The sequence below is a fragment of the Kitasatospora sp. MY 5-36 genome (assembly GCF_001182915.1).
Classification (GTDB): Bacteria; Actinomycetota; Actinomycetes; order Streptomycetales; family Streptomycetaceae; genus Kitasatospora.
The window spans coordinates 1-10,242 of record NZ_LFVW01000420.1 but is presented as its reverse complement, the minus strand read 5'-3'; the positions used below and the strand labels follow the sequence as shown (position 1 = coordinate 10,242).

At 75.1% G+C, this 10,242-nt stretch carries 12 protein-coding genes and 1 pseudogene; 4 read left to right on the top strand and 9 right to left on the bottom strand.

Annotation, left to right across the window (positions count from 1 at the left end; genetic code table 11):
- The first annotated feature begins 162 nt into the window (after window positions 1–162).
- A complete protein-coding gene (locus AE652_RS25225; protein WP_143204713.1) occupies window positions 163–579 on the top strand; it encodes a hypothetical protein in 417 nt (138 codons plus the stop codon).
- Between the two features lie 246 nt (window positions 580–825).
- Here the strand turns inward: AE652_RS25225 and AE652_RS25220 are convergent, their stop codons facing one another.
- The 3 genes from AE652_RS25220 to AE652_RS25210 form a co-directional block, all read right to left on the bottom strand.
- Window positions 826–1,254 (bottom strand): RNHCP domain-containing protein, encoded by a 429-nt coding sequence (locus tag AE652_RS25220; RefSeq protein WP_049655418.1) that lies wholly within the window; start codon window positions 1,252–1,254, stop codon window positions 826–828.
- 29 nt (window positions 1,255–1,283) lie between these two features.
- Window positions 1,284–1,652: an RNHCP domain-containing protein gene (locus tag AE652_RS25215; protein ID WP_049655414.1), complete on the bottom strand. Its 369-nt coding sequence runs from the start codon at window positions 1,650–1,652 to the stop codon at window positions 1,284–1,286.
- 356 nt (window positions 1,653–2,008) lie between these two features.
- Window positions 2,009–2,992 carry a S1C family serine protease gene (locus AE652_RS25210; RefSeq protein WP_049655424.1) on the bottom strand — a complete coding sequence of 328 codons (984 nt, stop codon included), beginning with the start codon at window positions 2,990–2,992 and terminating at the stop codon, window positions 2,009–2,011.
- A 183-nt stretch (window positions 2,993–3,175) separates the two neighbouring features.
- On the opposite strand from AE652_RS25210, the gene AE652_RS25205 reads away from it, so the two are divergent.
- Window positions 3,176–3,745: a hypothetical protein gene (locus AE652_RS25205; protein ID WP_159028555.1), complete on the top strand. Its 570-nt coding sequence runs from the start codon at window positions 3,176–3,178 to the stop codon at window positions 3,743–3,745.
- Between the two features lie 65 nt (window positions 3,746–3,810).
- On the top strand, window positions 3,811–4,491 hold the full coding sequence (locus tag AE652_RS25200; protein ID WP_049655409.1) for a GPP34 family phosphoprotein: 681 nt from the start codon (window positions 3,811–3,813) through the stop codon (window positions 4,489–4,491).
- Window positions 4,492–4,542: 51 nt separating this feature from the next.
- Here AE652_RS25200 and AE652_RS25195 read toward each other — a convergent pair whose 3' ends face one another.
- Entirely contained in the window at window positions 4,543–4,962 is a 420-nt protein-coding gene (locus AE652_RS25195) for a DUF3592 domain-containing protein (protein WP_049655405.1), read from the bottom strand.
- Window positions 4,963–5,160: 198 nt separating this feature from the next.
- Here AE652_RS25195 and AE652_RS25190 point away from each other — a divergent pair, with 198 nt between their 5' ends.
- Window positions 5,161–6,138 (top strand): right-handed parallel beta-helix repeat-containing protein, encoded by a 978-nt coding sequence (locus AE652_RS25190; RefSeq protein ID WP_049655402.1) that lies wholly within the window; start codon window positions 5,161–5,163, stop codon window positions 6,136–6,138.
- A 9-nt stretch (window positions 6,139–6,147) separates the two neighbouring features.
- On the opposite strand, the gene AE652_RS25185 is transcribed toward AE652_RS25190, so the two are convergent.
- The 5 genes and pseudogenes from AE652_RS25185 to AE652_RS25165 all read right to left on the bottom strand — a co-directional run.
- Window positions 6,148–7,413, bottom strand: coding sequence for an NAD(P)/FAD-dependent oxidoreductase (locus tag AE652_RS25185; protein WP_049655399.1), 1,266 nt, complete (start codon window positions 7,411–7,413; stop codon window positions 6,148–6,150).
- A gap of 138 nt (window positions 7,414–7,551) precedes the next feature.
- Window positions 7,552–7,983, bottom strand: a complete 432-nt coding sequence (locus tag AE652_RS25180; protein ID WP_369808330.1) for a nuclear transport factor 2 family protein — start codon at window positions 7,981–7,983, stop codon at window positions 7,552–7,554.
- Between the two features lie 7 nt (window positions 7,984–7,990).
- Window positions 7,991–8,794 (bottom strand): MBL fold metallo-hydrolase, encoded by an 804-nt coding sequence (locus AE652_RS25175; RefSeq protein ID WP_049655396.1) that lies wholly within the window; start codon window positions 8,792–8,794, stop codon window positions 7,991–7,993.
- A gap of 138 nt (window positions 8,795–8,932) precedes the next feature.
- The gene (locus tag AE652_RS25170) at window positions 8,933–9,499 is read right to left on the bottom strand and encodes a hypothetical protein (RefSeq protein WP_049655393.1); all 567 of its coding nucleotides are present in this window, start codon (window positions 9,497–9,499) and stop codon (window positions 8,933–8,935) included.
- Between the two features lie 37 nt (window positions 9,500–9,536).
- A pseudogene (locus AE652_RS25165) lies at window positions 9,537–10,242 on the bottom strand (MFS transporter); the annotation flags it as partial.

Here is a 10,242-nt window from a genome sequence, read left to right as displayed (position 1 = left end):
CGCGCGGTGCCCGCGTACTGCGCCCGGCGGGCCGGCTGCCCGGTGCTCACCGTCCCGGCCCCCGAGCTGCTGCACGACCTGGAGGCCCTGCACCGCCGCACCCGCTGGCACCTGCCGGTCGGGCCCGCGCCCGAACTCCTCGCGGCGGAGCGGTAGTCCGCGGTGCGGATGTACTCGGCCCGCCCCGGCGGCACCCGCTACCACCCCGTGCTGGAGCGGCTGTCGGCCGGCACCGCGGGCAGCGTGGCGCTGCTCGCGGGCGGCGGAGTGGCGCTGGTGCTCGGCGTCCTCGGCGAACTGCACTCGGGCCCGCTGCCGTACGTCGGCTACCTGGCGCTGTGCGCCCTGGTCGGCCGCCGCTCCCGGCCGGCGGCCGCGCCGCTGATCGGCCTGGCCGCCTGGCTCTGCCGCAACGCCTTCGCCGAACACCACCACGGCGAACTCGGCTGGGCGGGACCGTGGGTGGAGGCCGGGCACTACGCGGTGTTCACCGCCGCCGCCCTGCTGGCGGCCCTGCCCGCCGCCCTCCCGCGCCGCTCGGTGCGGGTGGCGCTGCTGCGCCCGGACCGCCCGGTCTGAGGCGCGGCCCGTGAACGGTCCGCCCGTACGGACGGACCGCGCCGAGGAACCGGGGCTCCGGCCGGTATCCGGAGCCCCCCGGTGAACCGGTGGGGACAGGTGGCCGGGCGCGCGGAGCGGTCGACGGTTCGGACAGCGGGCCCACCCGTACGGACGGGCCCGCCGCGACCGCCCCGCGCGCCCCGGTCACAGGCGCGTCCCGGTCGGAGACACGGGGACGCGTGGGGGCGCGCGGGGGACGCGCGCCTACAGCGTGAGCATCGTGCGGTGCGCCACGGTGGTGTCCTGCAAGGGTTTGAGCGCGAGCCGGACCAGGGCCAGGGCGTTGTCGTCCCCGGCGATCCGGTTGGCGCTCAACTCGCCGCAGGACAGGCACTGGTGGATGATCATCCACTCGCCGTCGGCGCGGACCGACAGGCTCAGCACCGTCATCCGGCCGCCGCAGCCGGCCGCCCGGTCGCCGGGTGTCCGGCCGTCGACATGACGGCTGGCCAGGCAGTTCGGACAGTGGTTGCGGTGGGCGGTGCCGGGGGCGTCCAGTGGGACGTCCAGCCGGCAGTCCACGCAGCGGAAGGCGTGCGCCCGGTGCCCGCCCTGCCCGTGCAGGACGTCCTTGTACCGCTGCGGGCGGCGGTCCCGCCGACCCCCGCCGCCGGTGTTCTTGCGTCGTGGCATGGTTCGGTCCTCCCTCTTCCGGGCGCGCTTCAGAGGGTGCCGAACGCTTCGAGCGGGAACGGCGGTTGGGCGAGCGGACGGACGGCCATCCGCATCAGGACGAGCTGGTTGTCGTCCGTGCAGACCGGGGTGGACGTCAGCTCGTCGCAGCGCACGCACCGGTGGACGACCGTCCAGTCGCCGGTGCGCAGCACGGCGATGGCGATCGGCGACATCCGGCCCAGGCAGTCGCTCGGCCCGCCCTCGACGTGGTCGAGGACGTGCTGCGAGTGCAGGCAGGACGGGCAGTGGTTGCGCCGCGTGCCGTCGGCGGCGTAGGTGGAGACGGTCAGACCGCACCAGGCGCAGGCGAAGGTGGAGGTCTTCAGAACGGGGGGAGTGCTGGAGGTGCTGGACACCCGGGGTGCTCCTTGCTGGGGGGGTTCGTGCAGTGGCAGCAAGAGCAGGCCGAGCGGCCTCGACTGGTCGTCAGGCGAGCTCGTCAGACGGTGGTCGTCGGACGGTGGCGAGGCGCACTCGGCGCGATCCGGGACATCAAGACACCCTCTCCGGTCGGGCGGCAGCCCGGGTCGATCGGTACGGAACGGCGTCAGCCTAATCACGCCGGTCGCCCGGGCGCCAACGGTTTTCTCCCCGCTCCGGCCCTCGTCGCGGCGCCGGACATAAGGGCGCGCACGATGTCGGTATGGAGGTGACCAGGATGCCGTCGGCGCTCGGTCCCGGCCCCGGCCCTGCCGATGGTCCAGGCTCCCGGTCAGTCGTCGGCGGGCAGCTCCGCCGGGACGGCGAGCACGTCGACCAGGGCCTCGCCGCGCAGGACGGTGAGCGGGAGCGGGCGGCCGATCGCGTCGGCCAGCATCAGGTGCTGGAGGGCCTGGGCGCTGCCCATCGGCTCGCCGGCGGCGGTGAGCAGCAGGTCGCCCTCGTGCAGCCCGGCGCGGTCGGCGGGCGCGCCGGGCACCACCTCGACGATCCGCAGGCCGGTGCGCTGCCCGGTGCGGTGGCGCAGGGCGGGCGGCAGGGGCGCGGGCACCCCGGCGAGGCCGAGGTAGGCGCGGCGGATCCGGCCGTCGGCGAGCAGCGCGGCGACGATCCGGCGGCTGGTGGCGTCGATCGGGACGGCCAGGCCGAGCCCGTTCCCAGCCACCGCCGTGGTGATGCCTACCACCTCGCCGTCCGCGGTGGCCAGCGCGCCGCCGGAGTTGCCCGGGTTGAGCGCGGCGTCGGTCTGGATCACGTTGTCGATGACCCGCACCGCGCTGCCGGAGCGGGCCGGGATCGAGCGGCCGAGCGCGCTGACCACGCCCGCCGTGACCGACCCGGCCAGGCCCAGCGGGTTGCCGACGGCCACGACCAGCTGCCCGACCCGCAGGCCGGTCGCCTCGCCGAGCGTCACCGGCGACGGGGTGGGCCCGTCGGCGCGCAGCACGGCCAGGTCGGAGAGCGGGTCGGCGCCGATGGTGTGGAAGGGGGAGGTGGTGCCGTCGGCGAAGGCCAGCGTCCCGGCGTCGGCGTGGCCGACCACATGGGCGTTGGTGAGCAGGAACCCGTCCTCGGTGAAGACCACCGCCGAGCCGAGCGCGGTGCTGAACCAGCCGCCCCGGCCGCGCCGGGGCACCTGGAGCGCGGCGACCCGCGGGGTCAGCGCGGCGGCGACGGAGGTGACGACCCGGGAGTAGGCGTCCAGCGGCGCCTGCGCCTCGGGGACCGGGCCCGGCCCGGGGAGCGTGTCGGCCATGGTGCTCACCCCTCTCGCGGGCGCGGTTCTCACGATGGCACCAGATGGCAACAACGGTGGGGCGCCCGGTCTTCCGGGCCTGCAGCCGGCGCCGTCCTGACGCTTTCTTGACGTGCGGAAAAGGCCCAAGAGAAGGAAAAGCGAGCGTATAGTCCGAGTAAAGCCGCAGTCGTGGGAGGGCCGATGGAAACGACCGTGCCGGAGCCGGACCGGCGGGACTCGCCGGTCTCACCGAACTCGTTGAACCCACCGGAATTACCGGATTCGCCGGTCTCGGCGGGCGACCCGGCCGCGCCGGGTGTCCTCGACCCGCTGCTGCGCCCCACCCGGGAGGCGCTGCTGGCCCGCCGCGCCCACCCGGCCCCGCGCTGGAAGCGCCTGCTGCAGCCGGGCCCGTCCGGTCCGGCGGCCTGGATCCGGCCGGAGGCCGACGCCCAGGCCGAGCGCCTCGGACGCCGTACGCCCGGCACCGAGCACGTCCTGCTCGCCCTGCTGGCCGTGCACGAGGTGGCCCGCCACGAGCCGCGGCCGGTGGAGGAGGACGGCGCCGGCGAACTGCTCGCCGGTCTCGGCCTCGACTACGCCCGGGCGCACGCCGCGCTCGACTCCGGCGAGGTGACGCTGCCCGCCGACCCTCGCTCGGTGGAGGCCTACCTGGCCGACGTCGCAGGTCAGGGCGCTGATCGGTTGCTCCGGGCGTTGTTGGAGGAGGACACCCGGGCCCGACGCCTGGTCGACGCCCTGCGGGGCTGAGGGCTACGCGCCTGGGGCCCGCGTGGCCGCGACAAGCCGAGAAGCCGAGAAGAAGGGACACCCCGATGCACGTCACCCTCGCCGAGGAGCTGATGCTGCTCTCGCTGGACGACGAGTCCGGCGTGGCGAAGGACGCCGCCACCGCCGCCTGGGCCGCCGCGGGCGGCATCCTGGCCGAGCTGGTGCTGGCCGAGCGGGTCGCGATCGAGGAAGGCCGGCTCACCGTCACCGACCGCACCCCGACCGGCGAACCGCTGGTGGACGGCCGGCTGGCCCGCCTCGACGAGTGGGCCGCCGGACGCCGCTCCGGCAAGGCCAAGGCGGCCGACTGGCTGACCAGGGACCGGTCGACGGTGGTCGCCGACACCGTCGCGCGGCTGTGCGAGCGCGGCCTGGTGGTCGAGGAGCGCCGCCGCGCGCTGGGCATCTTCCCGGTCCGCCGCTACCCGGAGGCGGACGGCGGCGCGGAGCGCGAACTGCGCGCGCGGCTGGCCGCGGTGGTGCTGGACGGCGCCGAACCGGACCTGCGCACCGCCGCCCTGGTGGCCCTGCTGCACGGCTCCCGGCTGCACGGGCTGGCCTTCCCCGAGCTGCCCCGCAAGCAGGTCGAGCCGCGCTTCGCCGAGATCGCCGCCGGTGACGGGGCGGCCGATTCCGTCCGCGAGGCGATCCGGGCCGTGCAGCTCACGATGGCCGCCGTCACCATCGCGACCACCGTGGCGGCGACCACCGCGGCCACCATGTGAGTGCGTCGGGCGGGTCGGGCGCGGCCCGCCCGCCCGCGTGCGCCGTACCGCTCAGAGCACCGCGGCGCCGAGGGTGATCGAGCCGAGCACCACCAGCACCCCGAGCGCGAGGAACCCGTACTCCAGCCCCGCGCGCTCCCGCCCGTCCACCAGCACCTGCCGCGGGTCCGCCGGGTCGTAGCGGACCGGGACGAAGCCGCCGTCCGGCAGCGGGTGGCGGGCGGTGGAGGGGACGGGGGAGAAGACCTCGACCACCCGGCCGTCCTCGGTCTCGAACTGGAGCAGCGGGCGCGGCGGCAGCGCGCGGTCCTCCGGCGCCGCGGCGCGCTCGCGCACCAGCGCCCGTACGGGGACGCCGACCCGGCGCAGCCGTCGCAGTTCGCGCAGGCCGACCACCCCGGCGAGGTAGGCGACCACGCTGCCCAGCGCACCGAACACCACCACGGCGAACCCGGCCGTACCGCCGCCCATCGCCGCCTCCCTGTCCGACCTGTCCGACCCGTCCGACCTTGACCGACCCTGTCCGGGGCTCCCCCAGGGCTCCAGTATCGCGCGGGGAGGCACTCTTGACGCCTCGGAATGGTCCAGTCCACTCTGGGCGACGGCATGTTCCTGTCGCCACCGGCCCCGTCCTCCGGCCGGCCCCGACCACCGCAAGGAGCACCGTCCGTGACCAGGCGCCCCGTTCTCCTCGCCGCGCTCACCGTCCTCACCCTCGGCAGCGCCGCCCCCGCGGCCGTGGCCAGCGACTCCGCCGCCCCAGCGGCCGTGGTCAAGGTCGGCACCGCCAAGCAGCTCCAGAGCGCGCTCGCCGCCGCCGCGCCCGGCCAGACCATCCAGCTCGCCGACGGTACCTACACCGGCACCTTCAAGGCCACCACCCCCGGCACCGCCGCCGCCCGGATCACCCTCACCGGCTCGGCGAAGGCCGTCCTCACCACCCCCACCGGCGGCGGCTACGGCCTCCACCTCGACGGCGCGAGCTACTGGACCGTCCAGGGGCTGACCGTCACCGGGGCCCAGAAGGGCATCATGGCCGACTCCGCCGACTACGTCGTCCTCGACGACGTGACGGTCCACCACACCACCATGGAGGGCGTGCACTTCCGCAACTCCAGCGCCCACGGCACGCTGCGCGGCTCGCGCATCCACGACACCGGCCTCAGCCGGGACGGCATGGGCGAGGGCGTCTACGTCGGCACCGCCAACACCCTGACCGACCACAGCGACTATGTGCGGATCACCGGGAACACCTTCGGCCCGAACATCGGCGCCGAGAACGTCGACCTCAAGGAGGGCACCGTCGGCGGCCTCGTCTCCGGCAACACCTTCGACGGCGACGGCCTCACCGGGCGCAACTACGACGACTCCTGGGTCGACGTGAAGGGCAACGGCTACGTCATCGAGAACAACACCGGCCGGCGCACCACCGACGACGGCTACCAGGTCCACAGCGTCCGGCCGGGCTGGGGCTGCGGCACCGTCTTCCGGGGCAACCGCTCCGACCTCACCGGCGCCACCGGCCCGGACCGCTACGCGATCGACGTGACCGACTACGACGCGGCGACCTGCACGGTGACGATCGGCGCGGGCAACACCGTCACCGGGGGCCGGGGGCTGGTGAACCCCGGCATCCCGGTGGGCTGAGGCCGGACCCTACAGGTCCCCGAGCGGCACCTTCGGGTCGGCCAGCGCCTTGGTGTCCACCACCCGCCCCGAGCGCACCAGTTCGCGGATCGGGTCGGTGACGTCCCAGACGTTGACGTTCATCCCCGCGAGCACCCGGCCGCCGGAGAGCCAGAACGCGATGAACTCGCGGGTGGCCGGGTCGCCGCGGAACACCACCCGGTCGTAGCCGTCGGGTTCGACGTAGCCGACGTACTCCATGCCGAGGTCGTACTGATCCGTGAAGAAGTAGGGAACCCGGTCGTACACCGCGTCCGGCTGCCCGAGCAGCGCGCGGGCGGCGGTCTGCGGCTGGTTGAGCGCGTTGGCCCAGTGCTCGACCCGGACGTGCCTGCCGAACAGCGGGTGGTAGGCGTTGGCGACATCGCCGGCCGCGTACACGTCCGGGTCCGAGGTGCGCAGGTGCTGGTCGGTCTTGATCCCGTTGTCGACCTCCAGCCCGGCCGCCTCGGCGAGGCCGGTGGCGGGGGCGATGCCGATGCCGACGACCACCGCGTCGGCCGCCACCGTCGTGCCGTCGGCGAGCTTCACGCCGGTCACCGAGCCGCCCTCGCCGGTCAGTTCGGCCACCTTCACGCCGAGGCGCAGGTCCACCCCGTGCTCCCGGTGCAGGTCGGCGAAGACCTGGGCGACCTCCCGGCCGAGCACCCGCAGCAGCGGCAGCTCCAGCGCCTCCAGCACCGTCACCTCGGCGCCCGCCTCGCGGGCCGCGGCCGCCACCTCCAGCCCGATCCAGCCCGCGCCGATCACCGCGATCCGGGCCCCGGGCCGCAGCGCCGCCCTGATCCGGTCGCTGTCCTCGACCCGGCGCAGGTAGAGCACCCCGTCCTGGTCCGCGCCGGGCACCGGCAGTCGGCGCGGCACCGAGCCGGTGGTCAGCAGCAGCTTGGCGTACTCGATCCGGCCGTCGTCGGCGAGCGTCACGGTGTGCCCGGCTGGGTCGATCTCGGCCACCGCCGTGCCCAGCCGCAGCGTGACGTCGTGCTCCGCGTACCACTGCGGCGGGTGGACGTAGATCTTCTCCCGGGGCGTCTTGCCCTGCAGGTAGCCCTTGGACAACGGCGGCCGCTCGTACGGGCGCTCGTGCTCCTCGCCGATCAGGACGATGCCGCCCCGGTACCCGGCCTCGCGCAGCGCCTCGGCCGCCTTCGCGCCGCCCAGGGACGCCCCGACGACGACGATCGGGCGCTGCCGCCCGCCGCCCGCTCCGGTGGTCCCGGTGTCCGTGCCCGCCATGCTCGACTCCTCGTTCTCCGGCCGTGGTCGGGGTCAGCCTGCCGCCGTCCGGGTGGTCTGTCGAGACCGCGCCTGGCGCGCCGCGCCGCGCTCGCCCGTACGAGTGAACGCGGGCGTCGCGAGGGTCCCGTGCGGGCCTCAGGCCGTCATCGCCTCCCTGACCAGCGCGGTGTCGGTGAACTGCTCGAAGCGCACGATCCGGCCGCCGCGCACGGTGAAGTGGTGGGCGACCCGCACCGCGAGCGGTTTTCCGGTGGCCCTGTGGACGGCCGTGTAGCGGGCCAGGACCACGACGTCCTCGCCGTCCACCACGTAGCTGTCGTCGTGCGCCGTCCAGTCGTCCCAGTCGGCGGCCAGCCGCTCCATCACGTTGGTGGTGACGCCCTTCGGAGTGCGGTAGGTGCCGCCCAGCGGGAAGCCGGCCATCTCGGTCCACTCCACGTCCTCGGCCAGGGTGGCGCGCAGCGCGGCCAGGTCGCCCCGGGCGGAGGCCAGGTACTGGCGGCGCACCACGTCGGCGGGGGACTGCGACTCCGCGAAGGAGGCGACGTCCCGGGGGATCTCGATCACCGTCCGCTCACCCCCACGCCATCTCGCCCATGACGACCTTGGTGCCGATGTCCACCGCGATCCGCAGCCCCAGCGTCGGGAAGCGCCGCTCCAGCGCCTCCTTGGCGGCGGCCGCGTCCGCGGCCCGGCCGATCTCGGTCTCGAAGGCGCGCAGGTAGGCCCGGGTGTGGTCGACGGCGTTCAGGTCCGTGGGCGCGCCGGCGATCCGGTGGCCGGCCGCCACCCAGGTCGGGTGGAGCGCCTCGATGCCGTCCAACAGGTCGATCCAGGCGGCCCGTTGGGCGGAGGTCGGGGTGTCGGCCGTCCACACGTGCAGCCCCTCGAAGAGCAGCACCCCGCCCAGTACGGCCCGGTGGTGGTGCTGCCAGAGGTAGTGCCGGTCCGGCAGGTGGAAGTCGGCGCCGCGCAGCTCGAAGCGGTGGCCCTCGAAGACCAGCTCGTCCCCGTGCAGCACCTCGGGCCGCACCAGCCGGGTGGGCAGCTCGGGGCCCAGGTGGGCCCAGGCGCGCAGCTTGGACTCGTACGTCTCCTGGATGTGCTCGACGGTCGTGGCGGTGGCCAGGAAGCGGGCCCGCGGGAAGGCGTCCTGGACCTCCTGGGCGCCGAAGTAGAAGTCCGGGTCGCCGTGGCTGACGAAGACCGTGGTCAGCTCCTTGCCGCTCGCCCTGATCCGTTCCACCAGCCGGCGCCCGTCGGAGCGGGTGAACCCGGCGTCCACCAGCAGCGCGTCCTGCGGGCCGGTGACCAGGACGGAGGTCTTGTTGAGCGAGCTGTCGGGGCTGTCGATGATCTCGAAGTCGAGTGCGCTCATGCTTCTTTCGTCCTTCCTCGGGCCGGTCACGCCTCGCGGTCAGCATCACCGGTCCGCGGCCCGTCCGCATCCGGAAGGCCTAGGGCCTGTCTTCAAACTCCCGGCGTCGCCCCGCAGACGCGAGTTTGAAGACAGGCCCTAGCCGCGGGTCCAGAGCGTGAGGTCGCTGCTGGTGGCCACCGCGAGGGTCCGGCCGGTCGGGGAGAAGCCGGCCGCGCGGAAGGTGGACCAGGAGGAGTCGAGGACCAGCCACCAGCTCTCGCCGTGCTCGCCCTGCCACGGCCCCCGGCCGCTGGCGAGCAGCACCCGGTGGTGCGGCCACTCCGGCGCGACCACCTCGATGTGCCAGCCCCCGTCGGCGGCGGTGTGCAGCCCGCCGCCCCACGTCCCCGCCACCGGGATGCGCACGTCCGCGACCTGGCCGAGGCCGGGGCAGGCGAGGTCCTGGCCGTCCGGGTCCTCGGCGGGCTCGTGGTCGCGGGCCAGCTTGAGGCCGGTCACCGCGTCGAACAGGCCGTGGCCGCTGTGCGAGACCGTCAGCACCAAGTCGTGCCCGCTCTCCGGGTGGACGGCGAAGCCGATGCCGAGCAGCCCGCCGACCGCGATCATCCCCCGGCCGACGGGCCGCCACGGCTCCGGCGGAGCGGTCACCCCGGCGGCCATGATCCGGTCGCGGAGGTGCTGCTGGTGCGGGGTGAGAGCCATGGGGCCGATCATCCCACCGGGGTCGGGGCCACGGCCTTCACCGCGGACCCAGCCGCAGCACCGCCAGCGCCCCCAGCGCCGTGGCGGCGGCGAGCGACGCCCACAGCGCCCCCGGTCCGGCGGCCAGCAGCGCCGTCAGCACGGCCGGCGCGGCCGCCCGCCCCACCCCCGAGGACAGCTCCCAGCGCGCCAGCGCCCGGCCGAGCAGGTGAGGCGGGGCGACGGACGCCACCAGCGCCGTCCCCGAGCCGGTGTAGAGGATCTCGCCCAGCGTGTACAGCACCGAGACCGCCGCGATGCCCGCCGCCCCCGGCACGCCGCCCAGCGAGCCGACCGCCCAGAAGGCCAGGTAGGACACCGCCAGCAGCGCCCCCGAGGCCGCCAGCACGGTGTGCCGCGAACGGTCCGCCAGCTTCAGCACCAGCGCCAGCTGCAGGGCGATCACCAGCACCGTGTTGCCGACGAAGACGCCCGAGGACCAGGTCGGCGAGGCGTGCAGGTGCAGCACCAGCAGCGCGGGCAGCGCCACCTCCAGCACGTCGAAGCAGAACGCGTACGGCACGTTGGCGAGGCTCAACAGGGTGATCCGGCGCAGCGGCTCCGCCCGCTCCCGGGTGTCCGCCGGCCGCTCCTGCCGCGGGGCCCGCACCCGCAGCGAGCCCACCAGGGCGGCCGCGAGCAGGCAGGCCGCGCCCGTCACCCCGGCCAGCAGCCGGATCACACCCGTCCCGCCGCTCACCGCC

Excerpts from the sequence above, each read along its gene's own strand:
- AE652_RS25220 (WP_049655418.1), bottom strand. The coding sequence starts at position 1,254 with ATGCCACGACGCAAGAACACCGGCGGCGGGGGTCGGCGGGACCGCCGC.
- AE652_RS25210 (WP_049655424.1), bottom strand. The coding sequence starts at position 2,992 with ATGGCCGACACGCTCCCCGGGCCGGGCCCGGTCCCCGAGGCGCAGGCG.
- AE652_RS25205 (WP_159028555.1), top strand. The coding sequence starts at position 3,176 with ATGGAAACGACCGTGCCGGAGCCGGACCGGCGGGACTCGCCGGTCTCA.
- AE652_RS25200 (WP_049655409.1), top strand. The coding sequence starts at position 3,811 with ATGCACGTCACCCTCGCCGAGGAGCTGATGCTGCTCTCGCTGGACGAC.
- AE652_RS25195 (WP_049655405.1), bottom strand. The coding sequence starts at position 4,962 with ATGGGCGGCGGTACGGCCGGGTTCGCCGTGGTGGTGTTCGGTGCGCTG.
- AE652_RS25185 (WP_049655399.1), bottom strand. The coding sequence starts at position 7,413 with ATGGCGGGCACGGACACCGGGACCACCGGAGCGGGCGGCGGGCGGCAG.
- AE652_RS25175 (WP_049655396.1), bottom strand. The coding sequence starts at position 8,794 with ATGAGCGCACTCGACTTCGAGATCATCGACAGCCCCGACAGCTCGCTC.
- AE652_RS25170 (WP_049655393.1), bottom strand. The coding sequence starts at position 9,499 with ATGGCTCTCACCCCGCACCAGCAGCACCTCCGCGACCGGATCATGGCC.